General features: G+C 58.4%; 16 protein-coding genes. 9 read left to right on the forward strand and 7 right to left on the reverse strand.

Annotation, left to right across the window (positions count from 1 at the left end; translation table 11 throughout):
- Nucleotides 1-6 precede the first annotated feature (6 nt).
- Genes H8F21_RS17310 through H8F21_RS17320 form a run of 3 tightly spaced genes read right to left on the reverse strand, consistent with a single transcriptional unit; the run spans nucleotide 7 to nucleotide 6,137 of the window.
- Complete coding sequence (locus tag H8F21_RS17310; protein WP_236043099.1) at nucleotides 7-3,630, reverse strand: translocation/assembly module TamB domain-containing protein; 3,624 nt, start codon at nucleotides 3,628-3,630, stop codon at nucleotides 7-9.
- Nucleotides 3,631-3,677: 47 nt separating this feature from the next.
- Entirely contained in the window at nucleotides 3,678-5,420 is a 1,743-nt protein-coding gene (locus H8F21_RS17315; protein ID WP_203481577.1) for an autotransporter assembly complex protein TamA, read from the reverse strand.
- Nucleotides 5,421-5,477: 57 nt separating this feature from the next.
- Nucleotides 5,478-6,137, reverse strand: coding sequence for a GNAT family N-acetyltransferase (locus tag H8F21_RS17320; protein ID WP_203481579.1), 660 nt, complete (start codon nucleotides 6,135-6,137; stop codon nucleotides 5,478-5,480).
- Between the two features lie 162 nt (nucleotides 6,138-6,299).
- Here H8F21_RS17320 and xthA point away from each other — a divergent pair, with 162 nt between their 5' ends.
- The 3 genes from xthA to H8F21_RS17335 all read left to right on the forward strand — a co-directional run bounded on the left by xthA (nucleotide 6,300) and on the right by H8F21_RS17335 (nucleotide 9,714).
- Entirely contained in the window at nucleotides 6,300-7,112 is an 813-nt protein-coding gene (xthA, locus tag H8F21_RS17325) for an exodeoxyribonuclease III (protein ID WP_203481581.1), read from the forward strand.
- Nucleotides 7,113-7,219: 107 nt separating this feature from the next.
- Nucleotides 7,220-8,542 (forward strand): substrate-binding domain-containing protein, encoded by a 1,323-nt coding sequence (locus H8F21_RS17330; RefSeq protein WP_203481583.1) that lies wholly within the window; start codon nucleotides 7,220-7,222, stop codon nucleotides 8,540-8,542.
- Between the two features lie 164 nt (nucleotides 8,543-8,706).
- The gene (locus tag H8F21_RS17335) at nucleotides 8,707-9,714 is read left to right on the forward strand and encodes a TerC family protein (protein ID WP_203481585.1); all 1,008 of its coding nucleotides are present in this window, start codon (nucleotides 8,707-8,709) and stop codon (nucleotides 9,712-9,714) included.
- 42 nt (nucleotides 9,715-9,756) lie between these two features.
- On the opposite strand, the gene H8F21_RS17340 is transcribed toward H8F21_RS17335, so the two are convergent.
- Nucleotides 9,757-10,986 carry an acyl-CoA dehydrogenase gene (locus H8F21_RS17340; protein WP_203481588.1) on the reverse strand — a complete coding sequence of 410 codons (1,230 nt, stop codon included), beginning with the start codon at nucleotides 10,984-10,986 and terminating at the stop codon, nucleotides 9,757-9,759.
- Nucleotides 10,987-11,126: 140 nt separating this feature from the next.
- Between H8F21_RS17340 and H8F21_RS17345 the strand changes: the two genes are divergently transcribed.
- From H8F21_RS17345 to H8F21_RS17355, 3 genes are all read left to right on the forward strand, one after another.
- The gene (locus H8F21_RS17345; RefSeq protein WP_203481592.1) at nucleotides 11,127-12,062 is read left to right on the forward strand and encodes a LysR family transcriptional regulator; all 936 of its coding nucleotides are present in this window, start codon (nucleotides 11,127-11,129) and stop codon (nucleotides 12,060-12,062) included.
- A 108-nt stretch (nucleotides 12,063-12,170) separates the two neighbouring features.
- Entirely contained in the window at nucleotides 12,171-12,572 is a 402-nt protein-coding gene (locus H8F21_RS17350; protein ID WP_203481593.1) for a MerR family transcriptional regulator, read from the forward strand.
- A 19-nt stretch (nucleotides 12,573-12,591) separates the two neighbouring features.
- Nucleotides 12,592-13,491 carry a hydroxymethylglutaryl-CoA lyase gene (locus H8F21_RS17355; protein ID WP_203481594.1) on the forward strand — a complete coding sequence of 300 codons (900 nt, stop codon included), beginning with the start codon at nucleotides 12,592-12,594 and terminating at the stop codon, nucleotides 13,489-13,491.
- 523 nt (nucleotides 13,492-14,014) lie between these two features.
- Here the strand turns inward: H8F21_RS17355 and H8F21_RS17360 are convergent.
- The gene (locus tag H8F21_RS17360) at nucleotides 14,015-14,563 is read right to left on the reverse strand and encodes an MgtC/SapB family protein (RefSeq protein ID WP_203481596.1); all 549 of its coding nucleotides are present in this window, start codon (nucleotides 14,561-14,563) and stop codon (nucleotides 14,015-14,017) included.
- A gap of 146 nt (nucleotides 14,564-14,709) precedes the next feature.
- Between H8F21_RS17360 and H8F21_RS17365 the strand changes: the two genes are divergently transcribed.
- The 3 genes from H8F21_RS17365 (at nucleotide 14,710) to mapR (ending at nucleotide 17,933) form a co-directional block, all read left to right on the forward strand.
- Nucleotides 14,710-14,949: a DUF3203 family protein gene (locus H8F21_RS17365; RefSeq protein ID WP_203481598.1), complete on the forward strand. Its 240-nt coding sequence runs from the start codon at nucleotides 14,710-14,712 to the stop codon at nucleotides 14,947-14,949.
- A 121-nt stretch (nucleotides 14,950-15,070) separates the two neighbouring features.
- Complete coding sequence (ccoG, locus tag H8F21_RS17370) at nucleotides 15,071-16,483, forward strand: cytochrome c oxidase accessory protein CcoG (RefSeq protein ID WP_203481600.1); 1,413 nt, start codon at nucleotides 15,071-15,073, stop codon at nucleotides 16,481-16,483.
- 40 nt (nucleotides 16,484-16,523) lie between these two features.
- Nucleotides 16,524-17,933 carry a GntR family transcriptional regulator MpaR gene (mapR, locus tag H8F21_RS17375; protein WP_203481665.1) on the forward strand — a complete coding sequence of 470 codons (1,410 nt, stop codon included), beginning with the start codon at nucleotides 16,524-16,526 and terminating at the stop codon, nucleotides 17,931-17,933.
- A gap of 9 nt (nucleotides 17,934-17,942) precedes the next feature.
- Here the strand turns inward: mapR and H8F21_RS17380 are convergent, their stop codons facing one another.
- Together H8F21_RS17380 and H8F21_RS17385 are read right to left on the reverse strand one after the other, a co-directional pair.
- Nucleotides 17,943-18,689 (reverse strand): SDR family oxidoreductase, encoded by a 747-nt coding sequence (locus tag H8F21_RS17380; RefSeq protein WP_203481601.1) that lies wholly within the window; start codon nucleotides 18,687-18,689, stop codon nucleotides 17,943-17,945.
- Between the two features lie 68 nt (nucleotides 18,690-18,757).
- Nucleotides 18,758-19,915: a sterol desaturase family protein gene (locus H8F21_RS17385; protein WP_203481602.1), complete on the reverse strand. Its 1,158-nt coding sequence runs from the start codon at nucleotides 19,913-19,915 to the stop codon at nucleotides 18,758-18,760.
- Nucleotides 19,916-19,985: the final 70 nt, after the last annotated feature.

Below are 19,985 nucleotides of genomic sequence, written 5' to 3' on the forward strand. Positions count from 1 at the left end.
CGAACGTCAGAAGTCGCGCTTGTAGAAGATATCCAGGGAGCTCGCCAGGCCACTGGCGGCCTCCAGATACACCTTCTTGCTCAACTTGTAGCGCAAGGCGACGGTGTTGACAGGCTCGAACACACCCACCCCGTACCTCAGACTCAGGCGCTCGGTAAGGTTGCCGCTGGCGACCACACTGGTGCTGTTGCCGCTGCCTTCGGTATCCAGCTGGAAGTCGTCGATGCCCAGGCTCGACGCCAGGCTTCCGGTTACCCCGGCGCTGGTCGCCAGCCCCAGGCCAAGGGCCGCTTCGGCGAGCATGTTGTTGTCCTCACCGCTAGTGCCCAGCGGCCGGCCCATGACCAGGTACGACAGCGCTTGCTCCTGGCTCATGGCCGGTTCGGAAAACACTTGGGTGGTGGGCTGCTCGGCACTGCCGCTCAAGCGGATGCCGGCAATAACATCATCAGTCTGGCGGATGGCTTCGATGTCCAGGTAAGGCTGATCGATAGGCCCGGCAAACAGCAGTCGTGCTCGGCGGATAGTCAGGCGCTGACCATACGCACGGTAGCGGCCATCAGCCAGACTGAGCTCGCCACGGGTGTCCAGGTTGTCACCGATGTGCACATGCCCGAGAAGATTGGCGGTCAGTCCAAAGCCACTGAAGGAGAGCTTGTCGCTGCCCACTTCGACGTCGATGTCCATAGCCACGGCCATCGGCGCCTTGCCCTCTTCGGTCTGATGACCAACGATGACCGTGTCATCGGAAACCTTGACCGTCGACGGCGGCAGCTCACGCACGGTGATCTTGCCCTTGGGCACGCGTACCTTCCCCGATACCGCCAGCTTGTCCTCAAGAAGACTTATTTTCAGGTCCGGCTCTACCTCAAGGTTTGCATAGGGCTCGACAGTGACCGGCAGGCGCTGGCCTTGCAGTTGCAGGTCGACCACTAACGCTCGTCCCCAGCCAATCTGGCCACGCAAACTGCCCTGGCCGGCCTCACCGCTTTTCCAGGCGCCATTGAGCTGAACCCGCTCACCTGCGATCAGTGCTTGCAGTTGCAGGTCTTTAAGGCTGACCGGCAGTTCGGCGCCAGCCACTTCACCACCGGTGAGGTTCAAGCTGCCATTGACCTGGGGCTCGAGCAAAGTACCTGTGAGCTGACCGCTGCCATTGAGTTGGCCGGCCAGCCGCTCGACCATGGGTGCAAATGGGCGAGCGATGGCTAGATCCAGTCCGGTCAGGCGGAAATCGCCACTCAACGGTTTATTGCGGGCTACCGGGTCGAGACGGGTGACCACTGACAGCTCACCCAAGCGTTCACCTTTGAAGTTCAGGCGAGTATCAACCCGGCGTGGCGACAGATCGCTTTGCAGGCGCAGGGTTTGATAAGGGAAATCAAGCCATTGCCCCTTTTCACGCAGGCGTAGGGTGCCACCGCTGGCATCGACGATAATGGTGCCTTTCGGGCCGCTGGCCGGAACATCCAGATTGATATCGGCATTGAGCAACCCCTGCCAGGCAAAGTCTTTTGGCAACCACTGGGCCAGGCTCTGCAACGGGAACTGCTTCAAGTGGTAGCGCAGGCGTGGATCGGGAGCCAGGCGCTGGTCTTCACCACACAGGCTCGCTTGCCCGGAACGCCAGCAATGGGCACCGAAATCTATCTGTCCGCTGGCCAGGCGTTGCAGTTTCGCCGGCGCTTGCAATTGCCAGTCCTGGCCACCGGCCTGGATCCGACCACTGGCAAGACGCCCACGCCAGTTGCTCTTGTCCAACTGGCCATCGGCGGCCAGATCAAGCTTGAGTTGAGGCCCATCCAAGGCCAAATCCAACTGCTGCTTGCGAATATCACCGCGTCCCTTGGCAGTGAGCGTACCCAGGCTGGTGTCGCCCAAGCGAATACCACCGGCTTGCAAGTCAATCAGTGCATGTTGAGCCGTATCCAGGCGCGCCTCCAGCGCCAAACGCAGCAAATGGTTGTCGGCATGGGCCAACTTCTGTCCCTGCAACGTCAATGTTCCCTGCGGCGCCTTCAAGGTGCCGGAGACTTCGAGCTTGCCCTTTGCCTGGCCTTGCAGTTGTGGCCAGAGTTGACCGAGACGTGGCAGATTGAGGTCCAATTGACCGGCCAGGCGCTGCTGCACACTGCCGCTCCCATTGATATGGTTGTCGCCCAGGCGAATATCCAGCGTCCCAAGCGTCCAACTCTGGCCTGCCCCCTGGGCAATCGCTTTGAGTACCGCAGGTTGTCCGCGCAAGCGCCCTTTCAGATCCAGCTCTGCGTCGAGGCTGAGTTCCCCATCTTTTATCTGCCCTTTACTACGCAGTGGGCCAGCCAGGGTGCCCGGCAGTTCAGCGAGCCAGTAGGCCGGGTTCAGCGCCGAAAGTTCAAGGGCAGCGTCCCAGGCCACAGCATCGGCAAATTGCACACTGACATTGCCCTCAAGCTTGCCTTGCCCGGCATTGAGCGCCAGTTGCGCAAAGCTGATCTGCTTCAAATCACCCTTGAATGGACTGTTAACGCTGAACGCACCCGCCGGGCCATCAAGATCCCCCTTGAACTCACCTTGGTAATTGCCGTCACGGTACTGCACTTGACCGACAAAACGGTGCAGCGTCACCTGCGGTGCCTCTTCCAATGGGTAGAGGCGCAGCCAAGGGAAATCCAACCAGTTAATGGTTGCCTCGGCATTCAAGCCTTGCTGCCAATCGACATTGGCGGTGAGTTTGAGGCGCTTGTCTGCGCTGGCAGTGAGATCCAGCGCACTCAATTGCGCGCCCTTGGCGTCGACCTTGCCCTGTAGATTCAATGCCACAGGCTCTTGCTCGGCCGGTAGGCTGGCCGTACCAAGCAACTGATAGCCACTTTGCAGGTTGCCTTGGGCACTGAGCTCAAGATTGTTCAATTGCACGGTGTCAGGCAGGTCGGCACCGGGCTTGAACGCCTTCGCGCTAATCTGCAACTTCGCTGGCAACTGCTCGGCCAACGCTTGCAACTCGCCCTTGAGTCGCGCGTTCAGATAGCCACTGCTGTCACCGGTGATCTTCAGGGTTTTCTGCAGCTCGCCGTTGATCTGTAAAGCCAGTTGCCATTGCTGGTTATCCACCTTGGGTAACTGCAACTGCCCCTGGAGCTGCATCGGCCAGTCGCCCTCGGGCTGGAGCAGACCTTGCAGACTCAAGTGCACGTCGTCGCGCTGCAACTGCAGGCTGTCGATCTGCAAACCGGCAGCGGTCCAATGCGCAGCCAGTTGCAGCTGGCTCAACTGCTCATTGCCATCGAGACGCAAATGGCCGATGCGCACCTCGCCCAGCTCGATCGCTACGGGAAGCTTCAGGGCAGGCAGTTGTAAAGGCCCGCTGTCAGGCTTGGACTCACTCGGCGCGAAGGCAAGATTTACCTGGTCGGCCTGCAAACGTTCGATGCACAACGTCATGCGCAAAAGGCAGGAAGGTGACCAGGAAAAAACCGGCGCCACCAGCTCGACCCGATTTCCGCCCTGCTCCCACACCACGCGATCGGCCTGCCAACCACCCGCCAGGCGTCCCTGGAACTTCTCCAACTGCAGACCCGGAACCATACCCAGAGCCCAGCGGCTACCTGCTTGGCTTCCCAGTATCAGGCCCACCATAAGCAGCACCATCAGCACCAACGCCAATAGACCGAGGAGGATGTTTCTAATGATGCGACTCACAGTTCCGGCCCCATGGAAAAGTGCAGACGGATACCGCCGTCGTCATCCAGCGCATGGGCCAGATCCAGACGCAACGGCCCGACTGGAGAAACCCACCTGACACCGATACCGACACCGGTCTTGAGACTTGGGAACTCCAAATTGTTGAATGAATTACCTTGGTCGACAAAGGTCGCCACGCGCCATTTCTCGACAACTTCATACTGATATTCGACACTGCCGGCAACCAAATAGCGGCCACCGATACGATCGCCATCGGAGTTCTCCGGCGACAGGCTCTGGTAGTCATAACCCCGCACGCTCTGGTCACCACCGGCAAAGAAGCGCAGCGATGGCGGCATCGAACTCTGGTAGTCGTTGGTGGCGCTGCCGCCGACTTGAACACGGCCCAGGAAGCGGTGCTTCTGACCCAGGGTGGTAAGCCCTTTGAGCACTACGTTGGCATGCAACAGGTTGGTATCCGATACCAGGCCTTCTTTAGCGGCCTGCACATCGAACTGCAGACGATATCCATTGTGCGGATCTATGCGGTTGTCGCTGCGCAAATAGGAATAGCTGACGCCTGGCATCAGCAGGTTACTCAGGCCCGAGTCGTCACCCAGCCGATATTCTTCACGCTGGTATTTGAGCGACAGCACGCGCTGCCAGCCACTGGGCAACTTGCTGTGCCATTCAGGGCCGACGGTGAGCAACTTGCTCAGGGTATCTGTGCCGGCAATTTCTTCGTTCTGATAGCCACCGGCAAAACGAAATTTATCGGTCAATGGTGGGTCCAGCGGAATGTCATACCACAGCCCGACGTTCTGGCGCGGTGCCGACAATTCGGTTTCCCAGCCGTAACTATGGCCTTGTGGATTGACCCAGTGACGGGTCCAGTTTGCCTTGCCGCGAGGCCCGACGTCAGTCGAATAGCCCAGACCCAGACCCATGGTCCGCGGCTTGCGCGTGGTCAGTTGCACCGCGACGGGAATGGTCTGCTGCACCGCAGCGTTGGGCGCGGCGTCTACCCGCACCCCTTCGAAGTAACCACTGGACTGCAGGGCATTATTGAGTTCGGCGATCAGCTCGGAATCGTAAGGCGTATCGGCCTTGAACGGCACCATGCGTTGGAGCAGCGAATCGTCGAAGGGTGTATCACCTGCAAAATTGACGTTGCCCAGTCGGTAGCGCGGACCACTGTCGTAAACCAATTCGATATCGGCTACTCCAGCCTGAGGATCAACCGCCAGGCGCTGGCGAACGAAATGCCCACTGAAAAAACCATAGCGTGCAGCCTGGTTTTGAATCAGTCGCTTGGCATCGTCGTAATGCCCATGGTTGAGTACTGCGCCTGAACGCAGGGCCTTGCTGTTGGGAATACGAAAGGCCTTGAGCTCACTTGCCGGGCCTTCGATGCGCACGGTGACGTCACGCAGGTGCACGGGTTCGCCCGGGTCGATGGTAAGGACTAGTTGCGGATCCTTGTCGGCCTTTTCTGGTGGTTTGACCTCGCTGTCGATTTGCGCCTGGTAATAGCCCAACGCCTGGGCGGCCTTGCGGGCCTGCTCGACAGCCCCGCGACTAAAGCGCAGCAGTGCCTCTTCATCGCGTTTACCAAGGCTGCCGATGTAGCCTTCGACATTGGCCTTGAGTTCGTTATTGGCAGGTTTGATCTTTACTACCAGCTCGCTCTGCGCATACGCGGCGGCACTGGAAAACAATAGAATCAAACCGCAAGTGAATCGTCCTGAATACGTCATAGGCGCGGATGCTACCAGAGCTTGGCGCCAGCATGGAGCCCGAGGCTCTGCGACCGGTTACGCAGACGCAAAGGAGGCACGTTGAGACGGCTGCGGATTTGGGTGAAAAAACACGTGTTCCCGAACAGGTCCTACGGCAATTTCGCCGATTTCCCGATAGCCCTGGCGCTGATAAAACGCCAGATAATGTTCATTTCCGGTGTCGAGTACGACACCTTGCGAATTCTCGTCTTCAGCGCACCAGTCGTGGACCGCTTGCAACAACTGCTCGCCGTAATGGTTGCCCTGAAACTGTGGGTGAATGCCAAGCAGCGGTAACACGTGAACAGCGTCGCCCGGCAAGCAAGCCATCAGCGCGGCTTGATAATCCAGGAAGCGACGAGTGCAGCGAAAACCGGTACTCAGAACCATCCGCATGCGCCAGACCCAACTCTCGGTCACGCCCAGACGGCGCTGCGGCGGTGCAATCAGGGCAATACCCACCAGGCGATCATCGACCAGCAACCCCAACGCAGGAAAGTCTTGAAGGAAATGCTGCTTGACCAGCTCGCGCACCGTCGCGCGGATACGTTGGTCATAACCTGGGCGCTGGGATTCGAACAAGAACGCATACGTAGGTTCATGACGATAGGCGTGATACAGCAACGAACGTGCTTCACGGCTGTAACCACCATCAAGCAAGCGGATCTGCGCCGGGGCAGCAGTCGATTCGGTCATTCGGACAAACCTCCACAAATGGGCATTCATTGCCTTCGAGGCGTACATTGCGCCGACGTTCACCCCGAGCACCACGTTAGCAGCCTATCGGATGGCGCGCCATGCTGGTCGCAGCTGTCGATGTCGGCTAGGATTCCAGCTTTTATCAGGATTGTTTTGGCCATGAAGATCGTCTCGTTCAACATCAACGGCCTGCGCGCACGGCCTCATCAGTTGGCGGCGCTGATCGAAAAGCATCAACCGGATGTTATCGGCCTGCAGGAAACCAAGGTCAGCGACGAGCAGTTTCCATTGGCAGATATCCAGGCCTTGGGTTATCACGTGCACTTTCATGGCCAGAAAGGTCATTACGGCGTTGCCTTGCTCTCGCGCCAGGCACCGCTGAGCTTGCATAAAGGCTTTGCCAGCGATGAGGAAGACGCTCAACGGCGCTTTATCTGGGGCACCTTCGCCGATGCTGATGGCACGCCTATCACCATCATGAACGGCTATTTCCCCCAAGGTGAAAGCCGTGACCATCCAACCAAGTTTCCGGCCAAGGAGCGTTTTTACAGCGACCTGCAAGCGCTGTTGGAAAGCCAGTTCAAAAACGATCAGCCTGTCGTGGTAATGGGTGATGTGAACATCTCCCCGCAAGACTGTGACATCGGCATTGGCGCCGACAATGCCAAGCGCTGGCTCAAAACCGGCAAATGCAGCTTCTTGCCCGAGGAACGTGAGTGGATGGCCCGCCTGAAAAACTGGGGCCTGGTCGATAGCTTCCGTCACCTGCACCCGGAAGTCGCTGACCGTTTCAGCTGGTTCGATTACCGCAGTCGCGGCTTTGAAGACGAGCCCAAGCGCGGCCTGCGCATCGATTTGATCATGACCTCCCAGGGTTTGCTGCCACGCATCAAGGCAGCCGGCGTCGACTACGATCTGCGCGCCATGGAAAAGCCATCTGACCACGCGCCGATCTGGCTGGAGCTGGCATAACCCAAGGCTGCAGGCAGAGGTTCAGAACGGTTGGATGGCTGTCATCTTACAGTCATCCAACTGTCTTAATCTGCGGCATATCCGTTGCCTGAAGAGTGCCCGCCGGCATGTTCCGCCACCTCTGCCTGTTCCTTGCCTGTTTGCTTCCTGTCTTCGCCTATGGCGCCACCGATGAGTCGGTGCTGCTACGCATCCAGGGCTCCAATACCATTGGCGCAACGCTGGCCCCGGCGCTTGTCAAAGGCTTGCTGGAGGCCCAGGGAGCTGGTCAGATCAAGGTCGATTCGACCGCGACTGCCAATGAGATTCGCGTCCGGGCGGTTGATTCCCAGGGCCAGGCAATTCGTATCGATATTGCCGCCCACGGTTCCAGCACCGGCTTTACCGCGCTCAAAGCCGGCCAGGCAGATCTGGCTGCCGCTTCACGCCCGATCAAGCTCAACGAGCTGAGCGAGCTACGCGCACTGGGCGACTTGAACAGCACCAACGCTGAGCAGGTTATCGGCCTGGATGGCGTCGCTGTGATTGTGCATCCCGACAACCCCCTGCCCCAATTGAGCACGGCTCAACTGGCAGGAATTTTTGCCGGAAAAATCACCACCTGGGACGAATTGGGCCTGGGCAACGGCACAATCCATCTGTACGCCCGGGACGACCGCTCCGGTACATTCGAAACCTTCAAGGCACTGGTACTCGACCCGACCGCACAGCCCCTGGCGTCGACCGCGCAGCGCTTCGAGTCGGCGGATCAGTTGACCCGCGAGGTGCTGGCTGACCGCCAGGCCATAGGCTTCAGCAGCCTGGCCTCGGTACATGGCGCCAAAGTGCTGGCTATAGCTGATGGCGCCTCGCGCGCCATGCTACCCAGCACCACATTGGTGGCCAGCGAGGACTATCCATTGTCCCGCCGCCTGTATTTCTATTTGCCTCCCCTGCAGCCTGCGCCGTGGGCCCAGGCACTGGTGGAATTTGCGCAAAGCCCGAAGGGGCAAGCCATCGTCACCGGTAATGGTTTTGTCGGCCAGCAAATCCATGCATCCAAAGTGCCGGCTACTGATGAGATGCCCACGTCTTATCGCACCTTGGCGCGCAATGCCCAACGCCTGTCGGTGAATTTCCGTTTTCAGGAAGGTAGCGCCAATCTCGACAACAAGGCGATGCGCGACGTTCAGCGCTTGGTCGAGTTTCTGCGCCACAACGACCAGCTGGACCGCGATGTGGTGTTGGTTGGCTTTGGCGATGCCAAGCCCGACCCCGAGCGTGCCAGCCTACTTTCTCGCCTGCGCGCCATGGCGGTACGCCGCGAGCTGACCAAGCAAGGCGTCACGCTGCGCCAAGTGGTTGGCATGGGCGACGATCTGCCCGTAGCAACCAACTCAGACGAAGAAGGCCGAATCCGCAACCGACGGGTTGAAGTCTGGGTCTACTAAACCCCCAGCTACCCTGTGCAAATATTTGTTACAGCCTCGATTGGGCGCACGCACTTATCGCAACTAGGCTTGGGTAAGTGACGCCGGGCCCCTCTGACGGCTGCCAAGCCGCCATGTCGGAGTCACTGTTGCGAATCGCAACGACGACAATCAAGGAGGGGCGCATGGCGGCTCTACAGGCATTTCTCGACAACCAGTTCCTTGGCACCAGCATGTGGTTCTGGCTGGCATTCATTTCTATTGTTTTGACCCTGCTGATATTGGACCTGGGCGTTCTGCACCGCAAAGCTCACGAAATCGAAATGCGCGAAAGCCTGCTGTTGTACGCGGGCTATTTCAGTGTCGGCGTATTGTTCGGTGGGTGGATCTGGCTGGAGCTTGGCGCGCAATCTGCCCTGGAGTTCTACACCGGTTTTCTGGTGGAGCAATCATTGTCCATGGACAACGTGTTTGTCATGGCGATGATCTTCAGCTACTTCTCCATTCCTCGCCTTTACCAGCACCGGGTATTGTTCTGGGGCATCCTCGGGGTGGTGGTATTGCGAGCAATCATGATCGGTGTCGGTAGCGCACTGGTGCAGGAGTTCGCCTGGATTCTCTATGTGTTCGGCGCCTTCCTGCTGATTACCGGCATCAAGATGTTGTTCTCTCGCGAGGAAGGTCACCCGGACCTGGCCAACAATGCGGTGCTCAAGTTTGTGCGCCGCCACCTACGGGTTACCGATGACCTGCATGGCCCGCGTTTTTTTGTACGCATCAAGGCTGCCGGACAAAACAAGGCCGTGCTCTTTGCCACCCCCTTGTTCCTGGCGTTGGTGTTGATCGAGCTGGCCGACTTGGTATTTGCCGTAGACAGCGTGCCGGCAATCTTTGCCATCACTCAGGATCCATTCATTGTCTATACCTCGAACATCTTCGCCATTCTCGGGCTGCGCGCGCTGTATTTCGCCCTCGCGGCACTCATGCACCGTTTCGTCTACCTGAAATATGCGCTGGCCCTGGTACTGATCTTCATCGGTAGCAAGATCTTCTATCACGGCCTGATTGGAGCGGTGCCGGCGTGGCTGTCACTGAGCGTGACCTTGGGGCTCTTGACGGGTGGCGTGGTGCTGTCGCTGCTCAAGACCCGCGATCAACCACCGCACCCGGCAAACTCCAGTAACCACAAATGAAACAGGCCCGCAGTCGCGGACCTGGTACGCAAGGCGGGCAGATCAATGCCCGCTACGCAGCATTTCCTTTGGTACGTATTTGCCGATTTCGTACTTGCCGATCGCGGCACGGTGCACTTCGTCCGGACCGTCAGCCAGGCGTAGAGTTCGCTGCATTGCGTACATGTAGGCCAAGGGGAAATCACCACTTACCCCGGCACCGCCATGAATCTGGATTGCCCGGTCGATGACTTTCAACGCCACATTCGGCGCCACTACCTTGATTTGCGCGATCTCACTGCGAGCCACTTTGTTACCTACGGTGTCCATCATGTAGGCCGCTTTGAGCGTCAGCAGTCGAGCCATGTCTATTTCCATGCGCGAATCGGCGATCTTGTCGACATTACCCCCCAGGCGCGCCAACGGACGACCGAATGCCGTGCGCTCCACAGAGCGCTTGCACATCAGTTCAAGGGCGCGCTCAGCCATGCCGATCGAGCGCATGCAATGGTGAATTCGTCCAGGGCCCAGACGTCCCTGGGCAATCTCGAAACCGCGTCCTTCGCCCAGCAGTACGTTTTCGTAAGGCACCCGCACATTTTCGAACAGCACCTCGGCGTGGCCATGGGGTGCGTCGTCATAACCGAACACCGGCAGCGGACGAACAATTTTCACGCCCGGGGTATCGGTGGGAACCAGAATCATCGAATGTTGTTGATGGCGCGGCCCCTCCGGATTGCTCAAGCCCATGAAGATCATGATCTTGCAACGTGGATCGCAAGCACCTGAAGTCCACCATTTGCGCCCGTTGATCACCCATTCATCACCGTCGCGCACTGCTCGGGCGGCCATATTGGTGGCATCCGAAGACGCTACATCGGGCTCCGTCATGGCAAATGCGGAACGGATATCGCCGCGCAGTAGCGGTTCCAGCCACTGGCGTTTCTGCGCCTCGTTGGCGTAACGCACCAGTACTTCCATGTTGCCAGTGTCCGGGGCCGAGCAGTTGAATGGTTCCGGACCCAACAGCGACCGGCCCATGATCTCGGCCAGCGGCGCATATTCCAGATTGGTCAGCCCCGCGCCCAGTTCCGATTCGGGCAGAAACAGGTTCCACAGACCTTCAGCCTTGGCCTTGTTCTTCAATGTTTCCATGATTGCGGTGGGCTGCCAGCGATCGCCCTCGGCGACTTCACGCTCGAACACCGCCTCGGCGGGATAGACATAAGCATCCATGAACGCAGTGACGCGTTCACGCAGCGCCTGAACCTTGGGTGAATAGGCAAAATCCATTGGCAGTACCTTCTGTGGAAAGGGGATCTGAACAAGAGCCTAGATCAACGAGTAAAATCCACCTAGTCTATTCTCGGCGTGTATAAACATTCATAACCAATATATGATTCACCCATAACATCAACAAAAGAGCAGCGCCCATGAACCTGAGCAAGGTCGACCTCAATCTGTTCATCGTCTTCGATGCCATCTACACCGAAGCCAACCTGACCCGTGCCGGGCAGATTGTCGGCATTACCCAGCCTGCGGTGTCCAATGCCTTGGCGCGCTTGCGTGAAACCTTCAATGATCCGCTGTTCGTGCGTACCGCTCAGGGCATGGTGCCTACGCCAATGGCCCAAAACATCATTGGTCCGGTGCGCAATGCCTTGTCGCTGCTGCGTGTATCGGTGCAAGAGAGCCGCATCTTCAACCCCCTGCAGGCGAACAAAACCTTCCGTATCAGCATGACTGACCTCACCGAAGCGGTGATTCTGCCGCCACTGTTCCAGCGACTCCGTCGCCTGGCCCCGGCGGTAATAATTGAAAGCTTCCTGTGCAAGCGCCGCGAGACCACCAAGGAGTTGGCTGCCGGGCGCCTGGATTTTGCCGTTGATGCGCCGCTTAACACCGATCCGCAGGTGCGTCACGTCAAGCTGATGCAGGACCAGTACGTGTGTGCCATGCGCCACGGCCACCCGATGACCAAAGAAAAACTCAGCTTGGAAGACTATCTGGGCTTGACCCACATTCATATTTCCAGTCGACGCAACGGTTTGGGCTATGTCGACCTGGCGCTGGGAAAAATGGGCGTACAGCGCAAGATCGCCCTGCGCTCACAGCATTACCTGATGGCTTCCCAGGTACTGCAGCAAACCGATATGGTGATGACGGTGCCGGAGCGGTTCGCCCGGCGTCACCAACTCAACTACCTGAGCCTGCCGGTGAGTGGCGTACCGCCGCTGGAAACGCACCTGTACTGGCATGAAAGCACCGACCAGGACCCCGCCAACCGTTGGATGCGCGAACAGATTATCGAGTTGTGCCAGACGGTGGTCGCTCAAGATGAGCGCGCGGCCGAGGCTGAATCTCGTTAGCCGCGGGCCAGACCAGTAACACTCGACACAAGCAACGTCGCAAGACGCGCTTGACGTATACGTCAAGCTGCAATTAGGTTAGCTCATGCCCTTTTCCCGAGCCTGACCATGAGCAGCCAGACCTACAGCATTTCCGACCTGTCCCGTGAGCTGGATATCACTACCCGTGCTATTCGCTTCTATGAAGAGCAAGGCTTGCTCAGCCCCGAACGCCGGGGGCTGGAGCGGGTTTATTCCGCCCGTGACAAAGTAAGCCTGAAGCTCATACTGCGCGGCAAGCGTATCGGCTTTTCCTTGGCCGAGTGCCGCGAGCTGATCGAACTCTATGATCCGACCAGCGGCAACCTCAAACAATTGCACAGCATGTTGGCCAAAATTTCCGAACGTCGGGCTCAGCTCGAACAGCAATTGCTAGATATTCAGCAGATGCAACTGGAGCTGGACACTGCTGAAGAGCGCTGCGAACAAGCGCTGGCCACCACCTTGAAGAACCAGAACAACAGCCACTGAGCCCCGAGGAATTTGCGCCATGTCATTGCCTGAAAAAGTCCGCCTGGTCGAAGTCGGCCCTCGCGACGGCCTGCAGAACGAAGCACAGCCAATCAGCGTGGCCGATAAAGTCCGCCTGGTGGATGATTTGACCGCCGCGGGCCTCTCCTACATTGAAGTAGGCAGCTTCGTCTCACCCAAGTGGGTGCCGCAAATGGCAGGTTCTGCCGAGGTGTTCGCCAATATTCGCCAGCAACCAGGTGTTACCTACGCAGCGTTGGCGCCGAACCTGCGTGGATTCGAAGATGCCCTTGCCGCTGGTGTGAAGGAAGTGGCGGTGTTCGCTGCGGCATCCGAAGCTTTTTCCCAGCGCAACATCAACTGCTCCATCAGCGAGAGCCTGGCGCGTTTCGCCCCGATCATGGACGCTGCTCGACAGCACGGCGTGCGTGTGCGTGGTTATGTGTCCTGCGTACTGGGCTGTCCCTATGAAGGTGCAGTCAGCGCCGAGCAGGTAGCACCTGTCGCTCGGGAGCTGTTCGAGATGGGCTGCTATGAAGTGTCGTTGGGCGACACCATCGGTACCGGCACCCCAGGCTCCACCCGCCGCCTGTTTGAGGTGGTCGCAGCCCATGTGCCTCGCGCGCAGTTGGCCGGGCACTTTCATGACACTTACGGCCAGGCACTGGCAAACATCTATGCCAGCCTGCTTGAAGGCATCACTGTATTCGACAGTTCTGTCGCTGGGCTGGGTGGCTGTCCCTACGCCAAAGGCGCCAGCGGTAACGTCGCCAGTGAGGATGTGCTTTATATGCTCCAGGGCCTGGGTATCGAAACCGGTATCAACCTGGAGCAGTTAATCGACGCGGGCTCGCGGATCAGCACTGTTTTGGGTCGTACCAGTGGCTCCCGCGTAGCACGCGCCCGTCTCGCGCAATAACCTGCTCAGCCCACCGGGGGTGTTACCGCCCCCGCACTTTCCAGCGAAAAACCGGGTAACACGGAAACAAATCGACAAATCCTCGCGTACCAATTTCTTGCCTAAATTCCTAACTCATTGATTTAGATGACTTTTTAAACGTTGGCACGGCATCTGCTATATCTTTGGTACAAGAACAACAAAAATACGAAACACCTAATAAAAATAAGACGTAACGACTCTGACATAACAAGAACAACACGACAGAGACGCAGCTAACAGATTTTTTTGGAGAGGATGTGCTTTCCTGGGGTTCGCCCCCGCAACCTGACAGAAAACAATAAAACTACCCTGAGGTAGCGAAGGTCACGGTTGGATCAGTAATGATGAGAGTAGATCAGCGCTCAAAAAAATACGTTTGCTCTTGATCCCGGATGGGGATCGCCAGTGACAAGAGGCAACGGTCGCCAAAAACAATAATAGGCCGCCCTCCAATAACAAAAAAAGAGCACGCAACAATCTTTGAGGGGAGCTTAGGCTCCCCTCAGTGCTTTCTGTCTTCCTTGTTTTCGTCCTCGTTTTCGTCCTCGTTTTCATCCTTGTCAGTTTCCAGCTTGTCCACCACCCAAGGCATGACCCCCAGTACCAGCAGCGCCAATAGCGTGCTGATGACGGCGGTAGCTTCACGCCCCATACCGGCGGCTACGCCAATGGCAGCGGTCATCCATAACCCGGCAGCCGTGGTCAGCCCTTTGACATGACTGGCATCTTCCTGATCCCGCCCTTTGAGTATGGTGCCTGCGCCAAGAAAGCCGATACCGGCAACGATGCCCTGCACCACCCGGCTCAAGCCCGCATCATCGACCCCGGCCATCCGCGGCACCAGGACGAACAGCGCCGCCCCCATTGCCACTAGCATGTGCGTGCGCACTCCGGCTGCCTTGCCCTTCAGTTCACGCTCAAAGCCCAGCACAGCCCCTAGCAGAGCGGCCATGAGCATGCGCACCGTGACCTGGGTCAGTTGCTTGGCATCATTGATGTCGGCGAACTCGGCTACCAGGGTCAACCAGACTTGCTGCCACCAGATGTCCATCGACGTAGTCCGTATTCAACGAGGGTTAATGCATGGACCACAGGCTACGGCTAAAAGTGCTGCACATACCGTTGATCGGTTTGCCCCAGTAACCGCGCACCCGCAGGAGTCCAAATCCGTAACTCCGACGGTCCGAGGACGCTGACATGACCATTGAAATTGATCAAAGCAATCAACGCTGCACGCTGATTGCCGACGACCTGCGAATCGAAGGCGCCGCTACAGACGTTACGGTAGTAACCGATGAGCATCTACGCATGTCAGTGGCCGAACTTGACGGCCAGCGCGTGCCTATCACTGAAGCAGAGGCCGATGCGCTAACTGTAGCGGGTGCGGTGGATGGTCGCAGGCATCTCAAGGCAAGCGAGGAAGGCTCGATAATCTGAGCCCTGCGCGGATTTTCCGAAAAATCTGATACGGTTTTTATCTAAATATCTGAGTCTGTTATGCAAACAGATGGGGCGCCATAGTGCTCTGGCCTGATCGAGGCCTGATGAGCGACGAACCATGAGCGATAGAATCCCCGTCCAGATCGTTGAAATTGCCGAGCCTTCCACTTTCAAGAAGAAGGCCGCCAGCAGCGACAGACAAATCCATACCCGCAGCTTTACCGGCTTGTTTCGAAACCTGCGCCTCGGTGGCGCAGGATTTCTGTTTCTGCTGTTTTTCGGCACCGTCTGGTTGAACTGGGAGGGACGCCAGGCAGTTTTGTGGGACCTGGCTGACAGCAAATTCCATATTTTTGGCGCGACCTTCTGGCCACAGGACTTCATTTTGTTGTCGGCACTGTTGATCATCTGCGCCTTCGGCCTGTTCGCCATCACCGTATTTGCCGGACGCGTGTGGTGCGGTTACACCTGCCCACAAAGTACCTGGACATGGGTATTTATGTGGTGCGAGAAAGTTACCGAGGGTGATCGCAACCAGCGGATCAAACTCGATGCCGCACCCTGGGGCCTGAACAAGATGATTCGGCGCTCAGCCAAACACACCCTGTGGCTGGCTATCAGCCTGCTCACCGGCTTGACCTTCGTCGGTTACTTCACCCCGATCCGGCCGTTGGCCGAGGAGCTATTTACCTTACAGCTGGGCGGTGTCAGCCTGTTCTGGATCCTGTTCTTTACCGGGGCCACCTACATTAATGCCGGTTGGCTGCGTGAAGCGGTGTGCATGCACATGTGCCCCTATGCGCGGTTCCAAAGCGTGATGTTCGACAAAGATACCCTGGCCATCGCCTACGACCCGAGCCGCGGCGAATCCCGTGGCCCGCGCAAGAAGAACAGCGACTACAAGGCCAAAGGCCTTGGTGATTGCATCGACTGCCAGATGTGCGTGCAGGTCTGCCCGACCGGTATCGATATTCGCGACGGCCTGCAGATGGAATGCATTGGCTGCGCCGCCTGTATCGACGCCTGCGACTCGATAATGGACAAGATGGGTTACGCCCGTGGCCTGGTGGGCTACAAGTCCGAACACAACCTGCAGGGTGGCACGACAAACTGGCTGCGCCCTCGCCTGCTCGGTTATGTCACGGCACTGGTGGTGATGATTGGCGCCCTGGTCATCGCGCTGCAACAACGGCCGATGGTATCGATGGACGTTATCAAGGACCGTGGCCTGTTCCGCGAGAACAACCTGGGCCAGATCGAAAACATCTACACCCTCAAAGTCATCAACAAAACCCAGCAACCGCAGCACTACCGCCTGCGCCTGGTGGACGCCAACGGCTTCGAGTTGCACGGCAAGACCGAATTTACCCTCGCGGCCGGAGAAATGAGTGAGATGCCGGTATCGGTGGCAATGCTTGCCGAACGGGCTCAGAGCAGCTCCCAGGAACTCAGCTTTGAACTGAGCGACACCGACCAGCCAGGCATTTCCACGGTTGCCCACAGCCGTTTTGTCGCGCCTTTGAACCGCTGATCACATACACTTCGAAGCAATCGAAACGTCCTGAGCCATGATGAAACGCTACGAAAAATTCGCCGACGACATTGCCGAACTGATTCGCTCCGGGGTCCTGGGCCCCGGCCAGCGCGTGCCGTCGGTGCGTTACGCCAGTCAGACCCACGGGGTCAGCCCTTCCACGGTGTTCCAGGCTTATTATCTGCTGGAGCGCCGCGGCCTGATCCGTGCTCGGCCGCGTTCGGGCTACTTCGTCAACGCCCATGCGCCGCGGCAATTCAACGAGCCACAAATCATCGAACAAGCGAGTGAGTCCACCGAGGTGGATGTCAGCGCGCTGGTGTTCTCGATTCTGGATTCGATCAAGGACCCCGAAACGGTCGCGTTCGGTTCGGCCTTCCCCAGCCCGAATCTATTCCCGCTGCCACGTCTGGCCCGTTCCATGGCCAGCGCCAGCCGCGAGATGGACCCGCGCATGGTGGTTACCGACCTGTCGCCGGGCAACCCGCAGCTGCGCCGTCAGATTGCCCTGCGCTACATGGTCGGCGGCTTGATGCTGCCCATGGAAGAGTTACTGATTACCAACGGCGCCCTGGAAGCACTCAACCTGTGCCTGCAGGCGGTTACCGAGCCCGGCGACCTTGTAGCAATCGAGGCCCCGGCCTTCTACGCCTGCCTGCAAGTGCTTGAACGCCTCAAGCTCAAGGCCGTGGAAATTCCGGTACACCCTCGTGAAGGCATCGATCTTGGTGTGCTGGCGCAAACCCTGGACAAGCATCCGGTCAAGGCGGTCTGGTGCATGACCAATTTCCAGAATCCGGTTGGCGCGAGCATGCCAGAGGAGAAAAAGCAGCAGTTGGTAGAACTGCTGCGCCAGCACCAGGTACCGATGATCGAAGACGATGTCTATGCCGAGTTGTACTACGCCCAGCAAGCCCCGAAGCCAGCCAAGGCCTTCGATACTGACGGTCTGGTGATGCACTGCGGTTCCTTTTCCAAAAGTCTGGCTCCTGGTTACAGGATTGGCTGGGTGGCTGCCGGGCGCTATGCGCAGAAGATCGAACGGCTCAAGCTGATGACCTCGCTGTGTGCCTCGATGCCGGCCCAGGCGGCGATCGCCGACTACCTGCAACACGGCGGTTACGACAGGCATCTGCGCAAGCTGCGCTATGCCCTTGAGGAGCAGCAGAGTGCCATGCTTGCGGCGATTGCCAGGCACTTTCCGGCGCAGACACGGGTCAGCCATCCTTCTGGTGGCTACTTTCTGTGGCTGGAGCTGCCCGAGCAGATGGACTCGCTCAAGCTGTTCCAAATGGCCCTGGCCCAAGGTATCAGCATTGCCCCCGGGCCGATCTTTTCGCCAACCCAGCGCTTTCGCAACTGTATTCGCCTGAACTACGGCAGCCCCTGGACCGAACAATCGGAGAAAGCCATGGAGACCCTTGGGCGGATCGTGCGCTCGTTCTAGCCGGTAGGCTCAGCGCCCGCCGCCCAGATCGATAAAGCTGCCGGTCGAGTACGAGGCTTTGTCCGAGAGCAGCCACATGATCGCCTCGGCCACTTCTTCGGCTTGACCGCCCCGGCCCATGGGTATGCTCGGTTCAAGCTTGCTGACGCGTTCGGCGTCGCCACTGAGGGCATGAAAGTCGGTAAATATATACCCTGGGCGCACCGCATTGACCCGTACACCGTCAGCGGCAACTTCTTTTGCCAGTCCCAGGGTAAACGTGTCCAGGGCGCCCTTGGAAGCCGCATAGTCGACATACTCGTTCGGCGAGCCGAGCCGGGCAGCCACCGATGAGACATTGACGATACTGCCACCCTTGCCACCGTGGCACTGGGACATACGCTGTAAGGCATGCTTGGCACAGAGCATCGGCCCGACCACATTGGTCTTCATCAATTTGAGCAGGCGAAATTCGGACATGTGTTCAAGCTGGCTCTTGTGGCCGATGGTCCCGGCGTTATTCACCAGTGCAGTAACCGGCCCGAGTTCGACATCGACGCGCTGAAACAGTTGGATGATCTCGTCCTCGACGCTCACATCGGCCTTGACCGTTATAGCGTCGGCACCCAACTCGCGAACCTCGGCCAACACCTTTTGTGCAGCCTCATCGTCGTTCAGATAGTTGATGCAGATGCGGTAGCCTGCACAGGCAGCCAACCGCGCTGTTGCCGCTCCAATACCCCGGCTGGCGCCGGTAATCACTATGACGTTGTCCATCGATACTCATTCCCCCAATGGCCTGACCCTCAAGGCTAACGCACTGCAGGGCCAGGCGGAAAGTCACTTCAGGTGGCCGGCGGTGATGTCGGCACCTTGGGTTCGGGCGTGCGCAGCGGGTAAAGATGCTGGCGCACGATACCTTCAGGCAGCTCCTTGCCAAACACGCCGTAGCGTGTCGGCCACTCCTTGGGTGGCAGCTTGAACGTGCCGAACAGCATGTCCACCAACGGTGTGTGGATGGCGTAGTTCTTGTAGATGTAGTCCTTGTGCCGAGCATGGTGCCAGTGATGGTAGCGCGGCAGGACGAGCACATAATTGAGCCAACCACCGTCGATACGCACGTTGGCATGCGCCAGCACAGCCTGAACGCCGACCAGAATGACATATGCGTTGAGCGCCTGTGGCGAGAAGCCTAGCAGGATCAACGGTGCCAGCACGCCGGTGCGCGTCAGGAGGATTTCGCAGAAGTGGATACGCGAACCCGCCAGCCAGTCCATGTGCGTGCTCGAGTGGTGGACTGCATGAAAGCGCCACATCCATGGCACCACATGATAGAGACGGTGCAGCCAATACTGGCCAAGATCGGCGACCAGCACCGCAAGCAGGAACTGCACAACGATCGGCAGCCCCTGCACCTTGGCCTGCAACGTCTCGGACACCACCCAACCGGCCAGCCAACTGGAGGATGCGGTAACAAAGATCAGGATGAATTGCACCAGCATATGGCTGACGAAAAAATAGCTGAGGTCCGTGCGCCAATGCGGTCGCAGAATGTTCTGTTGCGGGTCCTTGGCGTAGAGCTTTTCCAGCGGAATAAATATGATCGCGGAGACCAACAGGGCCAGCACGAACCAATCCAGGCCCAGGGAGTAAGGCGTCTGACCTATGGTTTCGGTCTGGATATTAGTGCCACCGAGGAACATTGCCAGTCCGGCTGCAGCGATACCGGTAAACCCCAGGCGCTTGCGCCGGTTGAGCAGGATATTCAAGGTACCGAGGCCGAATGCCAGGATCAGCCCGACCAGCAACGTAGTACGGGCGAACTGTTCGCTGTATACCTTGCGAAACTCGGCAAAGGTCAACCACTCGGGGAATAAAAAGCACAACACCGCCAGCAGGCTGAGCACCCCCAGTGTGGCCGAGATGTAACCGCTGATACGTCCATCGCCGAGCTTGAACGGGGCGTTGCCGTGGCGTTTGAAATAGGCCCTGATTGCCTGCATGAATCGCTGTTCCTTCAGTGTTGAGAATCTCCGTGCGGGGCGCAGTATACCCGCCTGCGAACGCTGGCTG

Source organism: Pseudomonas arcuscaelestis, from assembly GCF_016881005.1.
GTDB lineage: Bacteria > Pseudomonadota > Gammaproteobacteria > Pseudomonadales > Pseudomonadaceae > Aquipseudomonas > Aquipseudomonas arcuscaelestis.

Bases quoted from the DNA above. Each gene is read 5' to 3' on its own strand.
- H8F21_RS17310 (WP_236043099.1), bottom strand. From the start codon at position 3,630: ATGGTGCTGCTTATGGTGGGCCTGATACTGGGAAGCCAAGCAGGTAGC.
- H8F21_RS17315 (WP_203481577.1), bottom strand. From the start codon at position 5,420: ATGACGTATTCAGGACGATTCACTTGCGGTTTGATTCTATTGTTTTCC.
- H8F21_RS17320 (WP_203481579.1), bottom strand. From the start codon at position 6,137: ATGACCGAATCGACTGCTGCCCCGGCGCAGATCCGCTTGCTTGATGGT.
- xthA (WP_203481581.1), top strand. From the start codon at position 6,300: ATGAAGATCGTCTCGTTCAACATCAACGGCCTGCGCGCACGGCCTCAT.
- H8F21_RS17330 (WP_203481583.1), top strand. From the start codon at position 7,220: ATGTTCCGCCACCTCTGCCTGTTCCTTGCCTGTTTGCTTCCTGTCTTC.
- H8F21_RS17335 (WP_203481585.1), top strand. From the start codon at position 8,707: ATGGCGGCTCTACAGGCATTTCTCGACAACCAGTTCCTTGGCACCAGC.
- H8F21_RS17340 (WP_203481588.1), bottom strand. From the start codon at position 10,986: ATGGATTTTGCCTATTCACCCAAGGTTCAGGCGCTGCGTGAACGCGTC.
- H8F21_RS17345 (WP_203481592.1), top strand. From the start codon at position 11,127: ATGAACCTGAGCAAGGTCGACCTCAATCTGTTCATCGTCTTCGATGCC.
- H8F21_RS17350 (WP_203481593.1), top strand. From the start codon at position 12,171: ATGAGCAGCCAGACCTACAGCATTTCCGACCTGTCCCGTGAGCTGGAT.
- H8F21_RS17355 (WP_203481594.1), top strand. From the start codon at position 12,592: ATGTCATTGCCTGAAAAAGTCCGCCTGGTCGAAGTCGGCCCTCGCGAC.
- H8F21_RS17360 (WP_203481596.1), bottom strand. From the start codon at position 14,563: ATGGACATCTGGTGGCAGCAAGTCTGGTTGACCCTGGTAGCCGAGTTC.
- H8F21_RS17365 (WP_203481598.1), top strand. From the start codon at position 14,710: ATGACCATTGAAATTGATCAAAGCAATCAACGCTGCACGCTGATTGCC.
- ccoG (WP_203481600.1), top strand. From the start codon at position 15,071: ATGAGCGATAGAATCCCCGTCCAGATCGTTGAAATTGCCGAGCCTTCC.
- mapR (WP_203481665.1), top strand. From the start codon at position 16,524: ATGAAACGCTACGAAAAATTCGCCGACGACATTGCCGAACTGATTCGC.
- H8F21_RS17380 (WP_203481601.1), bottom strand. From the start codon at position 18,689: ATGGACAACGTCATAGTGATTACCGGCGCCAGCCGGGGTATTGGAGCG.
- H8F21_RS17385 (WP_203481602.1), bottom strand. From the start codon at position 19,915: ATGCAGGCAATCAGGGCCTATTTCAAACGCCACGGCAACGCCCCGTTC.